The sequence below is a fragment of the Aeromicrobium sp. SORGH_AS_0981 genome (assembly GCF_031453195.1).
GTDB lineage: Bacteria > Actinomycetota > Actinomycetes > Propionibacteriales > Nocardioidaceae > Aeromicrobium.
This window is the reverse complement of record NZ_JAVIZD010000001.1, coordinates 461,057-483,407: the sequence shown is the minus strand read 5'-3', so window position 1 is coordinate 483,407 and position 22,351 is coordinate 461,057. Positions and strand designations below refer to the sequence as shown.

The 22,351-nt window shown below is 73.4% G+C and carries 22 protein-coding genes; 18 read left to right on the top strand and 4 right to left on the bottom strand.

The window, feature by feature from the left end; translation table 11 throughout:
• Window positions 1–31: 31 nt before the first annotated feature.
• The gene (locus QE370_RS02615; RefSeq protein ID WP_309633319.1) at window positions 32–1,297 is read right to left on the bottom strand and encodes a cytochrome P450; all 1,266 of its coding nucleotides are present in this window, start codon (window positions 1,295–1,297) and stop codon (window positions 32–34) included.
• Window positions 1,298–1,414: 117 nt separating this feature from the next.
• Here QE370_RS02615 and QE370_RS02610 point away from each other — a divergent pair, with 117 nt between their 5' ends.
• Together QE370_RS02610 and QE370_RS02605 are read left to right on the top strand one after the other, a co-directional pair.
• The gene (locus QE370_RS02610) at window positions 1,415–2,665 is read left to right on the top strand and encodes a helix-turn-helix domain-containing protein (RefSeq protein WP_309633318.1); all 1,251 of its coding nucleotides are present in this window, start codon (window positions 1,415–1,417) and stop codon (window positions 2,663–2,665) included.
• Between the two features lie 137 nt (window positions 2,666–2,802).
• Entirely contained in the window at window positions 2,803–3,741 is a 939-nt protein-coding gene (locus QE370_RS02605) for an MCE family protein (protein ID WP_309633317.1), read from the top strand.
• Between the two features lie 34 nt (window positions 3,742–3,775).
• On the opposite strand, the gene QE370_RS02600 is transcribed toward QE370_RS02605, so the two are convergent.
• Window positions 3,776–5,428, bottom strand: a complete 1,653-nt coding sequence (locus QE370_RS02600) for an FAD-binding dehydrogenase (protein WP_309633316.1) — start codon at window positions 5,426–5,428, stop codon at window positions 3,776–3,778.
• Between the two features lie 128 nt (window positions 5,429–5,556).
• Here QE370_RS02600 and QE370_RS02595 point away from each other — a divergent pair, with 128 nt between their 5' ends.
• The 13 genes from QE370_RS02595 (at window position 5,557) to QE370_RS02535 (ending at window position 17,659) form a co-directional block, all read left to right on the top strand.
• Window positions 5,557–6,750: a helix-turn-helix domain-containing protein gene (locus QE370_RS02595; RefSeq protein ID WP_309633315.1), complete on the top strand. Its 1,194-nt coding sequence runs from the start codon at window positions 5,557–5,559 to the stop codon at window positions 6,748–6,750.
• Window positions 6,751–6,775: 25 nt separating this feature from the next.
• Window positions 6,776–7,195 (top strand): nuclear transport factor 2 family protein, encoded by a 420-nt coding sequence (locus QE370_RS02590; protein WP_309633314.1) that lies wholly within the window; start codon window positions 6,776–6,778, stop codon window positions 7,193–7,195.
• 130 nt (window positions 7,196–7,325) lie between these two features.
• Entirely contained in the window at window positions 7,326–7,718 is a 393-nt protein-coding gene (locus QE370_RS02585) for a hypothetical protein (RefSeq protein ID WP_309633313.1), read from the top strand.
• A gap of 213 nt (window positions 7,719–7,931) precedes the next feature.
• A complete protein-coding gene (locus QE370_RS02580) occupies window positions 7,932–8,759 on the top strand; it encodes an amidohydrolase family protein (RefSeq protein WP_253026682.1) in 828 nt (275 codons plus the stop codon).
• Window positions 8,760–8,880: 121 nt separating this feature from the next.
• On the top strand, window positions 8,881–9,405 hold the full coding sequence (locus QE370_RS02575) for an MSMEG_0572/Sll0783 family nitrogen starvation response protein (protein ID WP_253026680.1): 525 nt from the start codon (window positions 8,881–8,883) through the stop codon (window positions 9,403–9,405).
• A gap of 10 nt (window positions 9,406–9,415) precedes the next feature.
• Window positions 9,416–10,501 carry an MSMEG_0568 family radical SAM protein gene (locus QE370_RS02570; protein ID WP_309633312.1) on the top strand — a complete coding sequence of 362 codons (1,086 nt, stop codon included), beginning with the start codon at window positions 9,416–9,418 and terminating at the stop codon, window positions 10,499–10,501.
• A gap of 1 nt (window position 10,502) precedes the next feature.
• Entirely contained in the window at window positions 10,503–11,933 is a 1,431-nt protein-coding gene (locus tag QE370_RS02565; RefSeq protein WP_309633311.1) for an MSMEG_0567/sll0787 family protein, read from the top strand.
• Window positions 11,930–12,793 (top strand): carbon-nitrogen hydrolase family protein, encoded by an 864-nt coding sequence (locus tag QE370_RS02560; RefSeq protein ID WP_253025836.1) that lies wholly within the window; start codon window positions 11,930–11,932, stop codon window positions 12,791–12,793. The genes QE370_RS02565 and QE370_RS02560 overlap by 4 nt, the downstream gene beginning before the upstream one ends.
• Window positions 12,786–13,091 (top strand): MSMEG_0570 family nitrogen starvation response protein, encoded by a 306-nt coding sequence (locus tag QE370_RS02555; RefSeq protein ID WP_253025834.1) that lies wholly within the window; start codon window positions 12,786–12,788, stop codon window positions 13,089–13,091. The genes QE370_RS02560 and QE370_RS02555 overlap by 8 nt, the downstream gene beginning before the upstream one ends.
• Window positions 13,088–14,338, top strand: coding sequence for an MSMEG_0569 family flavin-dependent oxidoreductase (locus tag QE370_RS02550; protein WP_309633310.1), 1,251 nt, complete (start codon window positions 13,088–13,090; stop codon window positions 14,336–14,338). Before QE370_RS02555 ends, QE370_RS02550 begins: the two co-directional genes overlap by 4 nt.
• Complete coding sequence (locus tag QE370_RS02545; RefSeq protein ID WP_253025830.1) at window positions 14,338–15,183, top strand: carbon-nitrogen hydrolase family protein; 846 nt, start codon at window positions 14,338–14,340, stop codon at window positions 15,181–15,183. The genes QE370_RS02550 and QE370_RS02545 overlap by 1 nt, the downstream gene beginning before the upstream one ends.
• Before the next feature lie 2 nt (window positions 15,184–15,185).
• A complete protein-coding gene (locus QE370_RS02540; protein WP_309633309.1) occupies window positions 15,186–16,274 on the top strand; it encodes an MSMEG_0565 family glycosyltransferase in 1,089 nt (362 codons plus the stop codon).
• On the top strand, window positions 16,271–17,659 hold the full coding sequence (locus QE370_RS02535; protein WP_309633308.1) for an AMP-binding protein: 1,389 nt from the start codon (window positions 16,271–16,273) through the stop codon (window positions 17,657–17,659). The genes QE370_RS02540 and QE370_RS02535 overlap by 4 nt, the downstream gene beginning before the upstream one ends.
• Before the next feature lie 6 nt (window positions 17,660–17,665).
• Here QE370_RS02535 and QE370_RS02530 read toward each other — a convergent pair whose 3' ends face one another.
• Window positions 17,666–18,223, bottom strand: coding sequence for a TetR family transcriptional regulator (locus QE370_RS02530; protein WP_309633307.1), 558 nt, complete (start codon window positions 18,221–18,223; stop codon window positions 17,666–17,668).
• Between the two features lie 88 nt (window positions 18,224–18,311).
• Here QE370_RS02530 and QE370_RS02525 point away from each other — a divergent pair, with 88 nt between their 5' ends.
• Both QE370_RS02525 and QE370_RS02520 read left to right on the top strand, forming a co-directional pair.
• Complete coding sequence (locus QE370_RS02525; protein WP_309633306.1) at window positions 18,312–19,073, top strand: SDR family oxidoreductase; 762 nt, start codon at window positions 18,312–18,314, stop codon at window positions 19,071–19,073.
• A gap of 212 nt (window positions 19,074–19,285) precedes the next feature.
• On the top strand, window positions 19,286–20,296 hold the full coding sequence (locus tag QE370_RS02520; RefSeq protein ID WP_309633305.1) for a hypothetical protein: 1,011 nt from the start codon (window positions 19,286–19,288) through the stop codon (window positions 20,294–20,296).
• Window positions 20,297–20,351: 55 nt separating this feature from the next.
• Here the strand turns inward: QE370_RS02520 and QE370_RS02515 are convergent, their stop codons facing one another.
• On the bottom strand, window positions 20,352–21,035 hold the full coding sequence (locus QE370_RS02515; RefSeq protein WP_253025800.1) for a GntR family transcriptional regulator: 684 nt from the start codon (window positions 21,033–21,035) through the stop codon (window positions 20,352–20,354).
• Between the two features lie 64 nt (window positions 21,036–21,099).
• On the opposite strand from QE370_RS02515, the gene QE370_RS02510 reads away from it, so the two are divergent.
• On the top strand, window positions 21,100–22,341 hold the full coding sequence (locus QE370_RS02510) for an aminotransferase class III-fold pyridoxal phosphate-dependent enzyme (protein WP_309633304.1): 1,242 nt from the start codon (window positions 21,100–21,102) through the stop codon (window positions 22,339–22,341).
• The last annotated feature ends 10 nt before the right edge of the window (window positions 22,342–22,351 follow it).

Below are 22,351 nucleotides of genomic sequence, written 5' to 3'. Positions count from 1 at the left end.
CCGGCTCCGGGCACCGAGGGGATGGTCCGGCTCAGGAGGCTTCGGGCACCAGTCGAAGCGGCAGGGTCTCGAGTCGCTGGATCACGTTGTTGACCGCGCGGGTCGGGGTGTCGACGACGTGGAGGTCGGCGACGTGACGGACGAGCGCGTGCAGCAACGCGTGCGTCTCGAGTCGAGCCAACCCTTGGCCGGCGCACCCGTGGGTGCCGTGTCCGAAGCCGACGTGCAGACGTGCGTCGCGGTCGAGGCGGAAGGAGTCGGGCTCGTCCCACTGCCGCTCGTCGCGGTTGGCCGAGGCGAAGGCCAGGATGACCTGCGACCCCGCGGGGATGAGGGTGCCGTCGACCTCGACGTCGTGGTGCACCCGTCGGCCGAACGCGCGGACGGGAGACTCCCACCGGACGATCTCGTTGAACGCGCTCGGCACCAGGGAGGGATCGGCCTTGAGCCTGGCCCACTCCTCGGGATGCGTCGCGAGCAGCCACAGCGCAGCCGCGATGGCGCTGGCCGTCGTGTCGATGGACGGGGCGAGGTAGTCGACGAGGACCGATCGACGACGCAGTCGTCCGGCCCGGTCGGTCCCTGTCGTCCGGAACACCTCGTCGGCCATGCTCCCCGGCAGGACGTCGGAGCGGCGCGCACGTCGCCGGGCGAACATCAGCATCCTGAGGCCGTGGGGCATGGCGCGAAGGGACCGACCGTTCAGCGGACCGAGGATGTCGAAGGTGGCGCCGGCCCACTCGACGAGGTGCTCGCGGCCGTCCTTCGGCCATCCGACCAGGTCCGGCACGACCGTCAGCGGCAGGCGCAGGGCGATGTCGGCGACGCCATCGACCGTCCCCCGCGCCAGAGCGTCGCGCACCGTCCTGTCGGCCAGGTCCTCGATCTGCTCCTGCAGGGGCCGCAGGGCGCGCGGCGTGAGCCGGTGGGCGAGCTCCCTGCGCCGTGCGCCGTGCTCCTCGCCGTCCGTCATCAGCAGGCTGTGCCGTCCGATGCGTCGCGACACGGCGTTGAGCCCGACACCGTCGGCGGAACGGAAGGCGTCCGGGTCCGCGAGTGCCGCCTTGACCTCGGCGTAGCGCGTCAGGGCGTACGCCCGCTGCTTGGACAGCCAGACGACGGAGCCGAGGTCGCGCACGACGCGCAGCTCTCGGTGCGGATCGACGAGTGACGAGCGGCGATAGAGGTCGCCGTCGTACACGGGGACGCGGCGGTCGATCCGACCGGCGCGCGGAGGCGGGGTCGTCGCGGCCCGGTGGTCGGCGAAGGGGCAGCCAGCACGCGGTGAAGTGTCCACGGCGCCATGCTGGACGGGAGGCGTGCCGCGCGGAAGCACCGACGTGCACCACCTCGGCCACCCGATGGTGCGTTCTGCCCCTCATCGCCGACGCGGGCCTGTCCTAGGGTGGCGGACGTGCTGTCGAGACCCTCGCCGCTCACGGATGCTGTCGCGGCTCTCATGACCCAGGCGTGCGGCCGGCTCGTGGCGACGCAGGACGAGTGGCTTCCCCCGCTCACCGCGGACGCGCTGACGGCCGTGGGCCTCGAGGCGGCCGCGAACGACCCGGCGCTCAGGGCGGCCGCCGAGAGGGCGTTCCACGCGACCTTCCTCGACTGGTTCGGCCACACCATGGTCCACCCCGGAGAGCCGGTCCCCGTCCGGCTCAACGACGCCGTCCGCCAGATCTCGCGAGAGCTCGTCCTCCTCGGTCTGGAGGACGTCGCCATCTCGGCGTACAGCGCCGGCCAGGCACGCGCGTTCGCGCTGCTCATCGACGCGGCCTTCTCGGTCACCGACGACCCGGCCGAGCTGCAGATCCTGCTGGAGACCGCGACGTGGTCGATGAGCAGCTTCGTCGAACGCACGGTGGCAGCCGTGGACGACCTCATGGCCACCGAGCGTGAGGACGTCGCCCGGGCGGGTCGGGCAGAGGTCCGTCAGGCGGTCGAGCTCGTCCTGTCCGGCGCGGAGATCACCGCCGGCCGGGCCGAGAGCCGGCTGGGGTACCGGCTCGACTCCAGCCACGTCGCGATCATCGCGTGGACCGAGCAGGGGGAGGCGGGAGTCAGCGAGCTGGAGACCGCCACCCGCACCATCGTCCATGGCGGACGGCGCGCCCTCGCCGTCGCGCCCTCCAGCAGTACCCGCTGGCTCTGGACCCCTGGCACCGAGCTGCAGGCCGTCGTCGAGCGGGTGCAGGCCACGGCCAGGCAGCACGCACCGGTGCGCTTCGCGCTGGGTGGTCCGCACAGTGGCATCGCTGGCTTCCGGCGCAGCCACCGAGAGGCGCTCAGGGCGCAGCGCTTCGCGTCCGGCCCCGCGAGCGGCGAACGTGCTGTGACGGTCTTCGACGACGTGCACCTGCTGTCCATCATGTTGTCGGACCAGGATGAGGCGAGGGACTTCGTCGAGCGCGTCCTGGGCCCGTTCGCCGGCGCGGACGCCTCCGTGATCCAGACGGTCGCGATCTTCGTGGAGTCCGGGTGCAGCGTGCGCGAGACGGCGGCGCGCGCGTTCTGCCACCGCAACACGGTCCTGCGGCGGCTCGCGCTCGCGAGGCGTGACCTGCCTCGCCCGCTCGAGGACAACGCCGTGCAGGTCGGTGTCGCGCTGCGTCTGGTGGGCCACCTGGAGCGACGCGCGGCCGCTCCCGGGTCCTCGTGACGAGCAGCGCAGGACTCCTGGTGCACTGAGCCCCACGCCGAGAGCAACGAGGTGCTTGACGCCCCTGATGGGCGGCTCCGCGCGCGGGCATCATGAGCTGCGTCACACCCCGCTGACGGTCACAGGAGGTCGAGTCGGTGAAGCCCTTCCGTGAGCGGGATCCGGTGCTGGTCGGTCTGGCCGGCTTCTGCGTGATCGCGTTGCTGCTGGTGGCCGCGTTCCGGGCGGACCGGCTGCCGATCGTCGGCGTCGGGGACCGGTACACCGCGGAGTTCGCGGAGGTCGGCACGTTGACGAAGGGTGCCGAGGTCCGGGTCGCGGGCGTGACGGTCGGACGGGTCACCGACATCGCCCTGGACGGGCCCAAGGCCGTGGTGACCTTCACGGTCACCCAGGCGGTGGACCTGGGGCGCCGGACCGGCGCCGCCATCCGGATCCGGACCCTGATGGGGGCGCAGTACCTCGCGCTGCTGCCCGACGGTGCGGGGAGGCTCCAGCGCGGCGGGGTGATCCCGCTGTCACGGACCCAGGCGCCCTACGACGTGGTGCAGGCGTTCACCGACCTCGGGCGGACCACGGGTCAGATCGACGTGGACCAGCTGTCGCAGGCGCTGGAGTCGATCTCCGACGTCGCGGCCCGCACGCCAGCGGAGTTCAGGGCCGCGATCGCCGGCGTCTCGCGACTCTCGAGCAGTCTCGCGGCGCGTGATGACCAGCTCAACACCCTCCTGGCGAACCTGCGCCGGGTGACGGGGACCGTCAACGCGCGGGACGCGCAGCTGGAGCGTCTCGTCGACGACGGTGACGTCCTGTTCCGAGCCGTCGTCGCGCGCCGGGTCGCGGTCCAGCGCGTGCTGGTCTCCACGCGGCGGCTCTCCGACGAGATCCGTGTCCTCGCCGAGGACACGCGGGCCGACCTACGTCCGGCCCTGGCGAGCCTGGACCGCGTGACCGGCATGCTGCGCCGCAACGCCGACAGCCTCGACCGTGCCCTGACCCTCTTCCCTGCCTTCGGACGCACCTTCGCCAACGCCCTGGGTGTGGGGCCCTGGTTCGACGGCTACGTGCAGTTCTAGGGTCCCGCGTCGGCGCCCGAGCCCCGACCGACCGTCAGCCCACCTGCTCCGCGGCGGCGCGTCCGGCGACGCGGCCGGAGAAGAGGCAGCCGCCGAGGAAGGTGCCCTCGAGGGCGTTGTAGCCCATCATCCCGCCGCCGCCGAAGCCGCTGACCTCACCGGCTGCGTAGAGGCCGGGCAGGGGTGTGCCGTCGCTGGTGAGGCAGCGGCCGGACAGGTCGGTCTCGAGGCCGCCGAGGGTCTTGCGGGTGAGGATGTTGAGGCGGACGGCGATGAGGGGTCCGTTCTTCGGGTCGAGGAAGCGGTGCGGGGTGGCGACGCGGACCAGCTTGTCGCCGCGGTAGCGTCGCGCGCCGCGCATCGCGGTGATCTGGGCGTCCTTGGTGAAGTCGTTGTCGATCTCGCGGTCACGCGCCTCGAGGAGCCGACGCAGCGCGTCGACGTCGACCGTGACGTCGTCGTCGCCGACGCGGTTCATGCCGGCGACGAGCTCCTCGAGCGTGTCGGCGACGACGAAGTCCTCGCCGTGCGTCTTGAACTTCTCGATCGGTCCTGGTGCACCCGGCCGGACGCGTGAGAGCAGCAGCTTGACGTCCTTGCCGGTGAGGTCGGGGTTCTGCTCCGAGCCCGAGAGCGCGAACTCCTTCTCGATGACCTTCTGGGTGAGCACGAACCAGGAGTAGTCGTGACCGGTGCCGCGCAGGTGCTTGAGGGTGCCGAGGGTGTCGAAGCCGGGGAAGTAGGGCGCGGGCAGTCGGGCGCCGGTGGCATCGAGCCACAGGGACGACGGGCCGGGCAGGATGCGGATGCCGTGGTTCTCCCAGATCGGGTCCCAGTTGCGCAGCCCTTCCACGTAGGCCCAGAGCCGGTCGGGGTTGATGACCGACGCGCCCGCGTCCTGGGTGATGGTGAGCATGCGGCCGTCCACGTGCGCCGGCACCCCGGCGACCATCGTGGCCGGGGGAGTGCCGAGTCGCTCGGGCCAGACCTTCCGGACGAGGTCGTGGTTGCCGCCGATCCCGCCGGACGTGACGACCACGGCCTGCGCGCGCAGCTCGAAGTCGCCGACCACGGTGCGGCTCGACGCGACGCCACGGTCGACGCTGGTGGGCTCGAGCAGGGAGCCCTGGGCGCCGACCACGACGCCGTCCTCCATGACGAGGCCGTCGACCTGGTGACGGAAGGCGAACCGGATGCGTCCGGTCGCGACGTGCTCGCGGACGCGTCGCTCGAAGGGGGCGACGACGCCGGGGCCGGTGCCCCACGTCAGGTGGAAGCGGGGGACCGAGTTGCCGTGGCCCTCGGCACGACCGTCGCCGCGCTCCGCCCAGCCGACGACGGGGAAGAGGCGCAGGCCCATGCCGTGCAGCCACGACCGCTTCTCGCCGGCGGCGAAGTCGAGGTAGGCCTCGGCCCAGCGCCGCGGCCAGGCGTCCTCCGCGCGGTCGAACTGCGCGCTGCCCATCCAGTCCTGCTCGGCGAGCTCGCGGGAGTCCTTGACGCCCATGCGCCGCTGCTCCGGGGAGTCGACGAGGAACAGCCCACCGAGGCTCCAGAACGCCTGCCCGCCGAGGTTCTGCTCGCCCTCCTGGTCGAGCAGCAGCACGCTGCGACCACGGTCGGCGGCCTCCGCCGCGGCGACGAGACCGGCCAGGCCGGCTCCGATGACGATGACGTCGGCGTCCATGGGTGCTCCTTCGTGAGCCGGCCGGGTGCGTGCTCGCTGTCACCTAGGATGCATTCGCAGGCCGCAAGGAGCGATGGTCTTCATCACTTGATGAGCAACCGCGTCGCGTGCCAGTGACAGGAGGTCCCATGGGGTCGGTGCAGCGACGGGCCGTGCAGGCGCGGGTGCTCGCCGACGGCGGACGCATCGCCCGGCGCATCGCCGACGCCCTGCGGCGCGAGATCCCCGCGTACGCGTCGCTCGGCGAGGGCCAGCGGCGCGAGACCGAGGCGATCAGCCTCTGGGGCGTGCAGCGTCTGCTCGAGCTCTGGGTCGAGGACGGTCGGCTTGGCGACGCCGACCTGCGCCAGTTCCACGGCATCGGCGTGGCCCGCGGGACCGACGGTCGACCGCTCTCGGCAGTGCTGCGCGCCTACCGGGTCGCCGCGGTCGAGGCGAGCGGGCTCGTGCGCGACAGCGGCGTGGCGGAGCTCGACGTCGAGGACGTGCTCGCGATGAACGTCGTGCTGCTGGAGTCGCTCGACGCCCTGTCGGAGGCGCTGTCGGCGGGGTACGCGGCGGCGACCGAGCGTCTCGCGACCGACCGCGACGAGGTGGTGCGCGCGCTGACGCAGGACCTGCTCGCCGGTCGCCAGACGTCGGCGGCGGCGCTCGCGGACCGCACCCGTCTGCTCGACCTCACGCTCCCGGCGCGGCTGACGATGACCGTGGTCGGTGCCCCGGGCAGCGACGTGACCGCTGGGGACGTGGCCCAGCTGCTGGCGTCGGCGGACACCGACGGGCTGGTGCTCTCGACGACGCGCCAGGGGGTCGGCGTCGTGCTGCACGAGCGACCGCTCGACGTCGGCGTCGACGTGCGGTCCCGCGGCCGACGCACCTGCCGGTTCGACGACGTCGCCTTGCCCGATCTTCCCGCCACGTTCCGGCTCGCCGAGGTGGCGGTGCGTCATGCCCCGCCCGCCGCGGAGGGCGTCGGCGGGGGTGCCGGGCCACGGGCGGCGGACAAGCATGCTGCGATGGTCGAGGCCGACGCCCTGCTGGTGGCGCTGTTGCACGGGCAGCCGCCGGTGGACCCTCGGACCCTGGCCGAGGCGGCCCTGCGCCCGCTGCTGGAGCCCGACCAGGCGCACCTGCTGGCCGGGCTGCGAGCGTTCCTCGAGCACGGGTCGGCCGTGGCGGCGGCGGAGGCGCTCGGTCTGCACCCGCAGTCGATGCGCTACCGGCTGCGGCGGGTGCGCGAGACCACGGGCCGCGACCTCGGCTCGGCGTGGGACCGGCTGCTGCTCGCGACCGCGGTGGCGGTGCTCTCGCTGCAGCCCTGAGGGCGGGGCGTGGTTCGATGGGTGCGTGGCCGACCCAGACCTCCTCGTCGAGCGCTACCTCGCGGCCCTGGAGGCCGCCGACCTCGACGCGGTGCTCGCCCTGTTCGCGCCGGACGCGACGGTCGTGTCGCCGCTGTACGGCACGGTGCCGGCCCGCGCGTTCTACCCGGTCCTGTTCGCCGACACGGCGGAGTCGCGCCTGACCCTGAAGGCGACGATGCGCGGGACGCGCGACGGCCGCGACCTGGTGAGCTTCTGGTTCGACTTCGACTGGACGCTCGCCTCGGGCGAGCCCGCCCCGTTTTCCGTGGTCGACGTCGCGGAGCTGGATGGGGAGGGACGGATCGAGCGGCTGACGATCGTCTACGACACCGCTCCCATCCGCGGTGCGTTCGACCGCCAGCGGCCCGACATCGGCCAGGGCGGGGCGCCTGCAGGACCGTGAGTCTCCAGGGACCGTGCGCCCGTCACGGCATGGCGATCGAGCGGATCGCCATCTGGAACGCGACCCTGGTCCTCGAGGCCGGCTCCTACTCTTGAGCGGTGTCACGCACGACGAAGAGCTGGAACGGCCGATGACGACCCGCGTCCGCGCAGGCGCCGTGGCGGCGCTCGCCGCTGCCCTGCTCGCCGGTGCCGTCTATGCGACTCTTGCGTTGCCGCTCACCACGCCGTACCAGGTGTTCCGAGCGATTCCAGTGGCAACGGCCATCGTCGTCCCAGGCCTTCTGGTCGCAGCAACCCACCTCTCGGCTCTGCAACATCGCGCCAAGCGCCACGTGGCGGCCGTCCAGGTCGTGGTGGGCCGGCTGTGCCTGGCAGCCATCGCCTTCCTGGAGCTGGGCGGCGACCCGAACATCGGCGGCGGGATGGCGCTGGTCGCAGCCTCCTGGCTGCTGATCCTCACGACAGCGGCGACCTGCCTCATCGTTGCCTCGGTCGCGGAGGACGAGCCCGCTCAGCCGTGAGGTACTCGTCGGCTTCTTGCTCGTGATCGCCCGGGTGCGACCGCGCCGACGGTGTGGGCGCTCGGGGGGAAGCCCGCCGAGGTGGCGTGCCGGCCTCGCGCAAGTCGGCCATGTTTCGCGATCCCGGCGCGGAAACAGTCAGGTTGCGCAGACCTTCCGGCGACGTAGTCCGACGGTGACCAGTCCGAAACATCTCGGGCGCTGAATGGAGGCATGCCTCCCGCACCGCTCGACGCGCACCGCCACATCGGCGAGCTGCCCGCGTTCCCGTTCTACGGCGGCCCGCCGATCCGGGCCGACGTCACGGCCAAGGCGACGGTGCGCGACTTCTTGCAGACCCTCGACGACGAGGGGACCGAGCGCACGCTGGTGCTGCCGAACTACGGCGTGCCGGTGCCGGACGCCGCCTTCGACCTGAACCCGCTCGCGCTCGAGGCCGCCCAGCGCGACGACCGCGTGAGCTGCGGTCTGTGGGTCTCGCCGAAGGCGTCCGACGCCGAGCGCAACACCGCCGCGCTGGCCCTCGTCGGCGAGCAGGGCGTCAAGGCGCTCAAGACCAGCTTCCTGCTCGGCGGCAGCCCCACCGACCCCGACTGCGCCGAGGAGATCGACCGCATCTTCACGACGGCCGCCGAGCACGACCTCGTCGTCCACGTGCACACCTCGCCCGGGGCGGCCTCCGACGTCGACCAGGTGGGCACGCTCGTCGAGCGCTACGGCGACGACACCAAGATCCACCTCGTCCACCTCGGCGGCGGGATGAGCGGGCACATGAAGCTCATCGGCGGCCGGCTCTTCGACTGGATCGAGGCCGGCAAGAAGGTCTACACCGACACCAGCTGGACCATCGGCTTCGCCCCCGCCTGGCTCGTGCAGGAGATCGAGCGACGCGGCGTCGGGCACGACCGGATCCTGTTCGCCACCGACGCGCCGTGGGGCGACTTCGCGGGCGAGCACGCCCGCCTCGCCGCCGCGGCCGGAGACGGCGAGCTCGCCGACCTGTTCTTCCGGCGCAACTTCGAGGCGCTCTACGGCACCTGACCCCCTGATCCCTGGCCCCGGCTCGGCGGCCAGTGCACGACCCGCACGACCCACCCGCACGACCCACACCGCAGCACACCGACCCGCAGCACCCCATCCCACACCGCACCAGGAGAAGGCCATGACCGACATCGACGACCAGATCGCCCAGAACATCGCCGCCTCGCTCGCGGAGATCCCGCACCCGTCGCAGGCGAAGGGCACCAACCTCTACGGCTCGACGAAGATCTTCCCCGACTACCAGGCGGAGGACGGCGAGAGCTACTTCACGCTGGTCCACGGCATCCCGCACGAGTCCAGCGTCAGCTTCGTCGCGATCCTGCAGGCCACGCGCGCCCTGCGGAAGGGCTTCGACTCCGCGATGTACTTCTACGGTCCCGGCACCCTCGCCTGCATGGCCACCCGCGGCTTCCCGACGACGGGCGACGCGGGGTTCCCGGGCGAGCTGAACATGAACGCCTCGCTCGAGACGTTCATCGCCGAGGGCGGCACCGTCTTCTGCTGTCGCTTCGGCCTCGCCCTGCACGGTCTGCGCGAGGAGGACCTCATCGAGGGCGTCATCCCGGCGCACCCGCTCGACGTCCAGGACGCGCTGATCCACTACGCGCGCAAGGGCGCCATCATCAACTCGACCTACAACCTCTGAGGGCACGGCCATGACTGTCCCGTCCTCAGCACAGGGCTCGCGCACGTCGACCCGCGTCGACGTCGCCATCCAGGGCATCCGGCTGCTCGACGCGCCGCTCACGCGGCCGAACGGCGCGGGACCGAGCGCCGACGGCCACGTGCTGCTCGACGGGGTCGGTGCGGCCATCCCCCTCAACCCGCGGAGCCCGTACTCGGTGTCCGGCGGCCGCCTCCTGCTCGACGGGGCCGACACCGGCCTCGGCGTGGAGGCGGTCGGCCGACCCCGGTTCTACGACCTCCAGACCGCCGACGGGGTGAGCTACGAGAAGATCGCCCGCCTGCACGCCGCGAACGTGCTGGCCACGACGGTCGTGCAGACCTGCGCCCGCTACGACGAGTCGGAGCGGTGCCGGTTCTGCGCCATCGAGCAGTCGCTGGAGCAGGGCTCGACCATCGCGGTCAAGACGCCGCAGCAGGTGGCCGAGGTCGCCCTGGCGGCGGTGGAGCTCGACGGCGTGACGCAGATGGTCATGACCACGGGCACCTCCCGGGGACGCGATCGCGGCGCCACCCACCTCGCCCGGTGCGTCCGCGCCGTGCACGAGGTGCTGCCCGACCTCCCGATCCAGGTGCAGATCGAGCCGCCCGGCGACCTCGCCTCGATCGCCGAGCTGCACGAGGCGGGGGCGCGGTCCATCGGCATCCACGTGGAGTCGCTCGACGACGACGTCCGTCGGCGCTGGATGCCCGGCAAGTCCACCGTGTCCCTCGACGAGTACCGCGCCGCCTGGCGCGAGGCGGTCCGCGTCTTCGGCCACAACCAGGTCTCGACCTACCTGCTCGTCGGGCTCGGCGAGGACCCCGACGAGCTCGTCGCCGGCGCGCGCGAGCTGATCGACATGGGCGTCTACCCGTTCGTCGTCCCGTTCCGTCCGCTGGAGGGGACGCTCGCGACCGACGTCGACCACGTCGCCGCGCCGGCCACCGTCGACGTCGGGCGCGTGACCCGTCAGGTCGCGACGGCGCTGCGCGTCGCCGGCATGGCCGGCTCCGACCAGGCGGCGGGCTGCGCCGCCTGCGGTGCCTGCTCGGCGCTCAGCTGCGAAGGAGCCTGACATGACCTTCGAGATCGACCACGGCATCCTCACCGGCAGGCGTCCGGACCCGACCGCGCCGGCGGACTACATCGTCGTGCAGGCCGACGCGTCCCAGCGCGACGCCTACCGCCGTCTCCGGCGCGACGTGTTCGTGCGCGAGCAGGGTCTGTTCACGACGACCGACCACGACCGCGCCGACGACGACCCGCGGACGGTGGTGCTGGTGGCCCGCTCGATCGCCGGCGAGGTGCTCGGCGGGGTGCGGCTGCACCCCGCCCCGCACCCCTCGACCGAGGACCGCGACCTGGGCTGGTGGCGGGGCAGCCGGCTGGCCGTCCGGCCCGACGTGCGCGGCGCGACCGGTGTCGGCGCGGCGCTGGTCCGTGCCGCCTGCGCCTGGGCCGAGTCGCTCGGGGCGCTGCGCTTCGACGCGGTCGTGCAGACCCAGCACCACCCCCTGTTCACGCGGCTCGGCTGGACCACCACGGGTGACGTCGAGCTGCAGGGGCGTCCCCACGTGGCGCTCTCCTGGCCGATCGCGCGGGTCCAGCGCCTCGCCGAGGCCACCAAGTCGCCGCTCGGCGGGCTCCTCGCCGGCCTCGGTGCTCCTCAGGGCGGTGCCCCCGCACCCGGCTTCTGGGGGGACGACGGCGTCCCGGTGCCCGGCTCGGACCTCGTCGCCGCCTGCGACGCGATCCTGCCGACGATGGTCGAGCGCGACCCCGAGTGGGCCGGCTGGTGCGCGGCGCTGGTCAACCTCAACGACCTCGCGGCCATGGGCGCGACGCCGGTGGGCCTGCTCGACGCCGTCGGCGCCCGCGACGCGTCGTTCGCGCGCCGGGTCCTGGCGGGTCTGCGCGCGGCGTCCGAGGCGTGGGGCGTCCCGGTGCTCGGCGGTCACACCCAGCTCGGCGTCGCCCCGGCGCTCAGCGTCACCGCGCTCGGCCGCACGGACCGACCCGTGCCCGGCGGCGGCGCCCGCCCGGGCGAGGAGGTCCGGCTGACGGCCGACCTCGGCGGCGGGTGGCGACCCGGGTACACCGGACTGCAGTGGGACTCCTCGTCGCACCGGTCGCCGGAGGACCTGCGCGCCCTCGGCCGCATCGTCGCCGACCTGCGGCCCGCGGCCGCGAAGGACGTCAGCATGAGCGGCCTCGTCGGCAGCACCGGCATGCTCGCCGAGGCGAGCGGCGTCCGCGTCGTGCTCGACGTCGACCGCGTGCCGGCACCCGCCGGTGCCACGGTGGGCGACTGGTTCACGTGCTTCCCCGGGTTCGCGATGGTCACGACCGACTGCGCCGGGGCGCAGCCGGTGGAGCTGCCCCGTCACGTCACGTCGCGCGTGTGCGGCGAGACGCTCGAGGGCGCCGGAGTCGGTCTGCGTTGGCCCGACGGAGTCGTGACCGAGGCCGTCCGCGGCCCGGTCACCGGGATGGGAGAGGCAGCATGACCACGACACGACTCGCCGCGGTCGCGGAGAACTTCGGCCGCGACGTCGAGCAGAACCTGGCGCGCATCGCGACGCTCGCCGACGAGGTGCGACCGCCCGGAGGCGGTGGCCTCCTCGCGCTGCCGGAGGCCTGCCTCGGCGGGTACCTCTCCGTGCTCGGCCGCGGCCGCGACGGCAGCCACGACGAGCAGCCCGACTCGCTGCCGCCCGTCATGGACGTCGACGGCCCGGAGCTGCGTCGCGTGGCCGCGATCGCCCGCGACCTGACCCTGGTGGTCGGGTTCTGCGAGTCCGACGGCGCCACCCGCTACAACAGCGCGGCGGTCGTGACCGGCGACGGCGTGCTCCACGTGCACCGCAAGGTGCACCAGCCGCTGGGCGAAGGCTCCTTCTACGAGGCCGGTGACACGTTCGCCGCCGTCGACACGCCGGCCGGCCGGCTCGGTGCCCTCATCTGCTACGACAAGGCCTTCCCCGAGGCGGGCCGCGCCCTCGCCCTCGACGGTGCCGAGGTCGTCGTGTGCATCTCGGCCTGGCCCGCCTCGCGCACCGCGTCGGCCGGCGACATCGCCGAGGACCGGTGGACCCAGCGGTTCAACCTCTTCGACACCGCCCGGGCGCTCGAGAACCAGGTGGTCTGGGTGGCGTCGAACCAGGTCGGCACCTTCGGGTCGCTGCGGTTCGTCAGCCACGCGAAGGTCGTGGGCCCCGGCGGCGACGTCCGCGCGACGACCGGCGTCGACGCCGGCGTCGCGGTGGCCGAGCTCGACGTGCGCGCCGAGCTCGACACCGCCCGCCGGGCGATGTTCCACCTGCGGGACCGCCGTCCCGAGACCTACCGGGAGCCCGCCCATGCCTGAGATGACCTTCACCGTCCGCTGGCCCGACGGCGACGTCGAGCACTGCTACTCCCCATCGCTCGTCGTGCACGACCACCTGCAGGTCGGTCACCGCTACACCGTGCAGGACTTCGTCGACCGCTCGACCGCGGCACTCACCATCGCGAGCGAGCGGGTCCGGCTGCGCTACGGGTTCGCGTGCACGTCGTCCGCGGCGACGCAGGAGCAGATCCGACGCTCGGCCGCGGCGCACGCCCCCACGGACGTCGTCGAGGTGCTGCGGATGCACCCGCCGCTGCCGGTGGAGGTGACCCGATGACCCGCGTCGCGATCGTCGGGGCCGGCCAGGCGGGACTCTCCGTCAGCCACCACCTCACGAGCCTCGGCGTCGACCACGTCCTGCTCGAGGCGGCCACTCCCGCCCACGAGTGGGCCGACAGCCGCTGGGACAACTTCACCCTCGTGACGCCCAACTGGCACTGCCGGCTGCCCGGCCACGTCTACGAGGGCCCCGACCCCGACGGGTTCATGACCCGCGACGAGGTGGTCGCCTGGCTCGACGACTACGTGCGCTCCTTCGACCCGCCCGTGCGGACGCACACCCGCGTCGCCGAGGCACGCGAGCGCGACGGGGGCGGGTTCGTGCTCGACCTCGAGACGCCCGACGGCCCCGACACGCTCGAGGCCGACGACGTGGTCGTCGCGACCGGCGGGTACCACCGTCCGATCGAGCCGGCGTTCGCGCGGGCGATCGACCCGTCGGTCACCCAGCTGCACTCCCAGCAGTACCGCAACGCCGACCAGCTGCCCGACGGCGCCGTGCTCGTGGTCGGGACGGGCCAGTCCGGCGCGCAGATCGCGGAGGACCTGCACCTCGAGGGGCGTCAGGTGCACCTCGCGCTGGGTGACGCGCCCCGCGTCGCGCGCTTCCACCGAGGGCGCGACTGCATGACCTGGCTCGCCGACATGGGCCTGTACGACACCGCCGTCGCGCAGTACCCGGGCGGGCTCGCGGCCCGCGAGAAGACCAACCACTACGTGACCGGCCGCGACGGGGGGCGCGACATCGACCTGCGGGCGTTCGCCCTCGACGGCATGCGGCTCTACGGCAAGCTGACCGACGCGCAGGGCACCGACCTGACGTTCGCGCCGACGCTCACCCGCTCGCTCGACGCGGCGGACGCCGTCTACACGTCGATCAGGCGCGACATCGACCGCTTCATCGAGCGCGAGGGCATCGACGCACCGCCGGAGCCCGACTACGTGCCGCCGTGGGCGCCGGAGACCGACCCGACGAGCCTCGACCTCGACGCGGAAGGGATCACGTCGGTCGTGTGGGCCATCGGGTACCGGCCCGACTACCGCTGGTTGCGGGTCGGGGTCTTCGACGGGACGGGACGCCCGACGCACACGCGGGGCGTGACGGCGGTGCCCGGCCTGTTCTTCGTCGGCCTGCCGTGGATGCACACGTGGGGCTCCGGACGGTTCCTCGGCGTCGCGGCCGACGCGGAGCACGTCGCGCAGTGCATCGTCGGCGCGCAGCGCTCGGTGCCCGCGGAGGCCTGATGCGCATCGGTGCCGTCGCGGCGCACTTCGGGCGCGACCTCGACCGTGCGCTCGCGAAGGTCAGGGCCATCATCGACTCGGCCCGCGCGGACGGGGTCGAGCTGCTGGTGCTGCCCGACGCGACGCTCGGCGGCTACCTGACCGACCTGCGCGACCCTCGCGCCGACCTGCCGCCGACGCTGGCGCAGGACGACTCGCGGCTCGCCGAGGTCGCGGCCGCCGCAGGCGACATGGTGGTGTGCCTCGGCTACACCGAGGCCGCCGAGGTCGACGGCGAGCCGGTACGGCACAACGCGGCCCTGTGCGTCTCGGGCGACGGCGTGCACGGTCGCCACCGCAAGGTCCACCAGCCGCTCGGGGAGTCGCTGGCCTACGCCCCGGGCGACCGGTTCGAGGCGTTCGACACCCCGCTCGGCCGCCTCGGCATGCTCATCGACTACGACAAGACCTTCCCGGAGTCGGCGCGGTCGCTCGCGCTGGACGGGGCGCACGTCGTCGCCTGCCTGTCGGCCTGGCCGGCCAGCGTGACCGACCGGGCGTCGCGGCTGCCGCAGGACCGGCAGTCGCGGCTCTTCGACCTCTACGACAGTGCCCGCGCGGCCGAGAACCAGGTGGTCTGGGCCTCGTCGAACCAGACGGGGGTGCTCGGCGGGCTGCGCTTCCTGGGCCAGGCCAAGGTCGTGGGCCCCGGCGGCGACGTGCTGGCGCGCACGTGGTCCAAGGGCGGCATCGCGGTGGCCGACGTCGACGTCGAGCACGAGGTCGCACGGTCGCGCCGCGTCCTGCACCACCTCGACGAGCTGCGTCCCGACAGCTACGTCACGGCAGGTCGCGAGCCGTCGTGAGGGTGGCGCTGCTGACGTACTCGACCAAGCCGCGCGGTGGCGTCGTGCACACGCTCGCGCTCGCCGAGGCCCTGGCGCGGACCGGGGTCGACGTCGACGTGTGGACGCTGGCGCGCGGCGGGGACCGCACCTTCTTCCGCGCGGTCGACCCCGCGGTCGGGCTGCGTCCCGTGCCGTTCCCCGACGTGCCCGGCGAGGCGGTGGGCGCCCGCATCCTGCGCTCGATCCGCACCCTGCGCGACGCCCTGCGTGGCGCCGACTACGACGTGGTGCACGCGCAGGACTGCATCAGCGCGAACGCGGCGCTGGCGGCGGGGCTGCGCTGCCTGCGCACCATCCACCACCTCGACACGTTCACGACGCCCGAGCTCGTGGCCTGCCACGACCGCGCGGTGCTCGAGCCGGCCGGGCACGTGTGCGTCTCCGAGGCGGTCGCCCGCGAGGTCCGCCAGCAGTACGGGGTGCAGCCCGTGGTGATCGCGAACGGCGTCGACGCCGGACGGTTCGAGCAGGCCGCGTCGCCCGCGGCGGCGTCGCAGCGCGACCGGTGGACCGACCAGCTGGGCGAGTACGTGCTGGCCGTCGGGGGCATCGAGCCGCGCAAGGGCAGCATCGACCTGCTCGAGGCGTACGCGCTGCTGCGACCACGGCACCCGCACCTGCGGCTCGTCCTTGCGGGCGGGGAGACGCTCTTCGACTACCGCGACTACCGCGCCGCCTTCGACCAGCGCGCCCACGAGCTCGGCGTGGAGCCGACGTTGCTCGGCGTGGTCGACGACGACGCCCTCCCGTCGCTCGTCGCGGCAGCGCAGGCCATGGCCTTCGTGTCGACCAAGGAGGGCTTCGGGCTGGCCGCGCTGGAGGCGCTCGCCGCCGGGGTGCCCGTGGTGGCGCGCGACCTGCCGGTGCTGCGCGAGGTCTTCGGGTCCACCGTCGCGTTCGCGACCGACCCGGCCGGCATCGCCGACGCGGTCGACGGGGTGCTTCGCGGCCAGACCGACGCGGTGCCGGGTCGTGAGCTCGCCCGTTCCTACACGTGGGACGCCGCGGCGCAGGCACACCTCCAGGTCTACGCAGGCCACGCGTCGTGACCGACCTGCCCATCGGCCGCGCCTTCGCGGTGCTGACGGAGCGGGCGCCGGACGCGGTCGCGGTGCACGACGGCGACGACGCCTGGACCCGGCGCCGGCTCGAGGACGACACCAACCGGCTGGCCCGGTCGTGGAAGGACCGGGTGGGTCTCGACGACGTGGTCACGGTGGCGCTCCCGAGCGGGATCGACCTGGTCCGCGCGTGCGTCGCGGCCTGGAAGCTGGGCGCCACGCCCCAGCCGCTGGCCCCGACGCTCGACGTCGCCGAGCGGCAGGCGGTCCTCGACCTGACGGGGCCGGCCCTGGTCGTCGACGGACCGCTCGGCGAGGTCGACGGCGACCCGCGTCCGCTGCCCGACGCCGTCGCCTCGTCGTGGAAGGCCCCGACGTCGAGCGGCAGCACCGGTCGGCCGAAGGTCGTGCGGGCCGCCGCGCCGTCGACCGTCGACCTCGACCGTCCGGTCGCGCCGTTCGTGCCCCGGCACGCCGTGCAGCTCGTCGCGAGCCCGCTGTTCCACGCCGCGCCCTTCGTGTACGCGATGCGGGGACTCATGACCGGGCACGAGCTGGTGCTCATGCCGACGTTCGACCCCGCCGCGTGGCTCCGCCTGGTCGGGCACCACCGGGTGACGTGGTCGGTGCTCGTGCCGGCGACGATGCAGCGGGTCCACCGGCTCGGGCCCGACGCGCTCGCGGCGGCCGACGTGTCGTCCCTCGAGCAGGTCCTGCACCTCGGTGCGCGGTGCCCCGCCTGGCTCAAGCGCGCGTGGATCGACTGGCTCGGCCCGGAGCGGGTGGTCGAGGTCTACGCCGGCACGGAGTCGCAGGGCGTCGCCATGATCACCGGCACCGAGTGGCTCGCGCACCCCGGCTCGGTCGGCCGCGGCTGCGGCGGCACCCGCTTCCGGGTGGCCCGGCCCGACGGCGAGGACTGCGCGCCCGGCGAGCGCGGCGAGATCCTCATGCGGCGCGAGCACCCCACCTACTCCTACGTCGGCGCGGAGCCCACCGTCCGCGACGGCTGGCACACGCTCGGCGACGTCGGGTACCTCGACGCCGACGGCTTCCTCTTCGTCGAGGACCGGCTCGCGGACGTCGTCACCACCGGGGGGACGGTCGTGTACCCGGCCGACGTGGAGGGCGTGCTGGAGGCCCACCCCGAGGTGAGGTCCTGCGTCGTGGTCCCGGCCGACGACGACCGGCTGGGCCAGGTCGTGCACGCGGTGGTCGAGACCGACGCGGACCTCGCCGACCTGGAGCGTTGGGCGACCGACCGGTTGTCGCCCGAGCGGCGGCCCCGGTCGTGGCAGCGGGTCGCCGAGCCGCTGCGCGCGGACACCGGCAAGGTCAACCGCAACCGCTGGCGACCCTCCACCGACGCGTGAGGTGCCTCAGGGCACCTGCGTCGGACGGTCGGGTGCCAGGTCGAGCCACCGCTCGACCAGCTCGGTGAGGTCGCTCCCGTCCGCGTCGGCGAGGCCCGGCAGGTCGAGGAAGTGCCGCGCGATCGTGACGCCCATGATGCTCGCGACGACGAGCGCGGCCCGGGTCGTGGCCTGCTCGTCGTCCATGGTCGCGGCGAGGGTCGCTGCGCGCTCCTGCAGGTAGGTGCGCATGACCTCCGTGGCCTGCGGCGAGGTGAGCATCGAGCGCATGAGCGCGCGGGTCGGCGCGGGCAGCTCGCGGAGGCGGACGTCGAGCACGTCCTCCAGGTGCCGCGGGACGTCGTCGTGGTCGAGGTCGTCGACGGCTCGCACCGCCAGGGCGAACAGGGCCTGCTTCGAGCCGTAGTGCTGCAGCACGAGCGACGGGTCGACGCCGGCGCGCCGGGCGATGCCGCGGATGGTGGCGCCGTCGCCGTGCGTGCCGAACTCCTCCTGGGCGGCCTCGAGGATACGGGCGGCGGTGGCCTCCCGGCGCTGGGCGCGCGTCGGCTGTTGGTCCGTCATGGTTTCACTCTACATCTGTTGAGCGACGTGCTAGCGTCGACTCAACAACCGATGAGCGAAAGCCCGTCGCCGATCAGAGGGGGCACCCATGAGGGACGACACCGACGACACCGACCAGACCGACCTGCACGAGCTGGCCGACACCGCGACCCGCACGACCTCCCGCCAGGTGCTGGTCGTCGGTGCCACCCGCGGGCTCGGCCTGGCCCTGGCCGAGGAGTACGCGGGCAGGGGAGCGCACGTCGTGGCGACGGAGCGGTCGGACGGCCCGTCGGGCCTGCGCGCCCTCGCCGAGCACCACGGCGACGCCGTGGAGGTGGAGCGGCTCGACGTGACCCGGCCCGACCAGGTGGCCGCGCTCCGCGAGCGCCTGCGGGACCGGACGTTCGACCTGCTCCTGGTGGTCGCAGGCATCTCGCTCGCGCCGCAGGACGCCGCGGGCATCGACATCGCCACCGACGACTTCGCGCGCATGATGGAGACGAACGTGCTGGGCGTCATGCGCGCGGTGGAGGGCCTCGACGACCTCGTGGCCGCGGACGGCATCGTCGCGGTCATGTCGTCGGGACAGGGCAGCGTCGCGAACAACACGTCGGGCGGCTTCGAGGTCTACCGGGCGACGAAGGCCGCGCTGAACCAGATGGTGCGCAGCTACGCCGTGCGGCAGTCCGGTGGCTCCCGCAGCATCCTGCTGCTGGCGCCGGGCTGGGTGCGTACCGACCTGGGCGGCCCCGGCGCGATGCTCGAGGTGTCCGAGAGCATCCCGCCGCTGGTCGACACCGTCGAGGCCCAGCGCGGCCGCCCGGGCCTGCGCTTCCTCGACCGCCACGGCGACGACGTGCCGTGGTGACCTCTCGACAGCACGGTGCCCGGGAGGGGCATCCGGGTCCGCCCAGGTCGTGAGCGGGCCGAGAGGCGCGGAGGCCCCGCCCTGGCAGCGCAGGACCGCGCGCCGGCCCTGACCGTCCCAAGTCGTACGATGGCGCAAGATCATCGCGTCGCGGCCTGAGCAGCTGAGGTCGTGGCCCCTGTCCCTCACTCGTCCTACGCCGGAGCCAGCCCATGACGAACGACGACCTGCAGCGCGAGGCCGCCGACCCCCAGACCTCCGCAGCCCGGCTGCACGAGATCGCCCAGGCCGACCGCGACACGTGGCCCCTCATCGCCGCGCACCCCCAGGCCTACGACGGGCTGCTCGAGTGGCTCGGCGAGCACGGCGACGACACCGTCCGGGAGGCGATCGCCTCCCGTGCCGCGGCCGTGCCCCCGCCCCCTCCGCCGCCGGGACCGCCCGCCCCGCCCGCGCCTACCGCGCAGCAGAGCCCGGTGGAGCAGGCCCCGGTCGAGAAGCCGACCGCCGCGCCCGTCGCCGAGCCGACCGTCCCGCTCGAGCCGACGCCGACCGAGGTCACGCCGGCTGCGGCCGCAGCACCCGCGCCCGCGGCGCAGCCGACCACCCCGACCCAGACCACCCCGACCCCCGTCGTGCTCGAGAGCGACGGCACGGGGAGCGACGGCACTGGGGGCGACGGCACTGGGAGAAGCGAGGGAGCCGGCAGCGGCGGGACGAGCGTCGCCCGCGTCCTGCTCGTGCTCGGCGTCATCGCCGCGCTCGTCGCGGGCGGCTACTTCGGCATCCGGGCGCTGACCGGCGACGACGACTCGAGCAGCTCGGTCGCCTCGTCCGCGGCCGGGAAGTCCGACGACAAGGGCAGCGACGACAGCGGCGACGCGAGCGGCTCGGGCGACTCCGAGGAGTTCTGCTCGGTCATGAAGGACCTGCGCGACAGCAGCCTCAGCAGCCTCGACAACCTGAACAGCCAGGGCGGTACCCCGGACCTCGACGCCCTGCGCAAGCAGCTCGACGAGACCGCGGCCAAGTACGAGGCGCTGCGCAAGGCGGCCCCCGCGGAGATCGCCGACGACGTGAAGGTCCTCGCCGACCTCATGTCGAGCTCGGCCTCGGCCAGCAGCTCGGGAGGCACCAGCCCGTTCGCGGACTTCTCGTCCAAGGAGTACCTCGACGCCTCGACGAAGGTGTCGCAGTACTACTACACGCACTGCTCGAGCTGAGGCACCGGTCCCGGTGAGGACCGGCTCCTCCTGACCCCCGCCCGACGGCGCAGGGTCAGGAGGGGCCGGCCGCCTCGCGGGCGCGGAGGATGTCGCACACCCGGTGGGCGTTGTGGTCGACGTGCGCGAAGACGGCCGCGGCCGCAGCCGTCGTGTCGCCGCTCTCGATGGCCGCGAGGATCTCGGCGTGCTCGGAGACGATCGTCGTCGGGTCGTCGTACTCGCGGGTCTCCTTCGACAGCACCGTCAGGTAGTACCTGAGCTCGGTCGTGAGGTCGCGGTAGAAGTCGTCGATCCGGGTGTTGCGCAGGAGCCCGACGATCGACGCGTGGAACGCGAGGTCCGCCGTGACGATGTCGCGCACCTGGTGGGTGTCGGCCGCCCGTGACAGCTCGGCGAGTGCGTCGCGGACGGCGCCGAGCTCGTCGCTCTCGCGCGGCACCCGTACGGCCGCGGTCTCCAGGTGCAGGCGGGCGTCGTAGAGCGCCATGACGCTCTCGGAGGTCGGCGCGATGACGACGGCGCCCCGGTTGACCTCGTAGTTCACCAGGCCGCCCAGCTCGAGGATGCGCACGGCCTCGCGGACGGTGTTGCGGGAGATGCCGAGCTCGGCGGCGATGGCGCTCTCGCGCAGGCGCGTGCCCGGGCTGAAGTGCCCGGACATGATGAGGTCGGACAGGCCTTCGGCGACCTGCTGGGCGGCGGTCGTGCGCCGGACGGCGATGTCGAGTGACGTCATGACTGCACAGTAATTCAGGAATCGTCCTTGCGTCTAGCAGTTCAACTGTCATACAGTTCTTGTCATGACGGATCGAGCCCTCTGGCATGGACAGGCGCACATGCCGACGTCCCAGGCGCAGCGCCTCGTCGTCACCGACGGCGACGGCGCGTGGCTCACGACGAGCGACGGCCGGCGCCTGCTCGACGCGACGGCCGGCCTCTGGCACGCCAACGTCGGCCACGGCCGCGAGCGGATCGCGCGGGCCGCCTACGAGCAGATGCGCAGGCTCGAGACGTACCACGTGTTCGGGCGCTTCGCGAACGAGCCGGCGCTCGACCTCGCCGACCGGCTCGCCGACCTCGGCCCGGTGCAGGGCGGTCGGGTGATGCTCACCAGCGGTGGCTCCGACTCCGTCGACCTCGCCTGCAAGCTCGTCCGCCGCCACTGGCAGCTGGAGGGACGGCCCGAAAAGACGGTCGTCGTCAGCCGGGAGACCGCCTACCACGGGCTGCACGGCTTCGGCACCAGCATCGCGGGCCTGCCCTACAACCGCGAGGGCTACGGCAGCGCCTCGCTCGTGCCGGAGACCCTGCGCATCCCCGCCCACGACCTCGCCGCGGCACTCGCGCAGCTCGACGCCTTCGGGACCGACCGGGTCGCGGCGATCATCCTCGAGCCCGTCATCGGCACAGGTGGCGTGTTCGGCCCCGTCGAGGGCTACCTCGAGGGACTGCAGGCCTTCGCCCGGGAGCGCGACGTCCTCCTCGTGGTCGACGAGGTCATCACCGGCTTCGGGCGCACGGGCGTCATGTTCGCGTCCGAGCGCTACGCGCTCGAGCCCGACCTCGTGCTCATGGCCAAGGGCCTCACGTCGGGGTACGCCCCGCTGGGGGCCGTGCTCGTCGCGCCGCGGGTCGCCGACCGCTTCTTCGACGGCGACGACGCGCCGATGTTCCGGCACGGCCTGACCTACTCCGGGCACGCCACGGCGTGCGCCGTCGCGCACGCCAACCTCGACGTCCTCGAGGAGGAGAACCTCGTCGAGCGCGCCGCCCACCTCGAGAAGGTGCTGGCCGACGCCGTGCAGCCGCTCGCCGACCATCCCTTGGTCCACGAGGTCCGTGCCGGTGCGGGGTTCCTCGCCGGCGTCCAGGTCGTCGACGAGGTGAGGGGCGACGACGTCGCCCAGGAGTGCGTCCGCCGCGGTGTGCTCACCCGGACCATCCACGCCAACACGTTGCAGATCTGCCCCCCGTTCGTCACGACCGAGGACGAGGTCCAGCTCGTCGCGAGGACCGTCGCCGACGCGCTCGACACGTTCTGACCCGCCGACC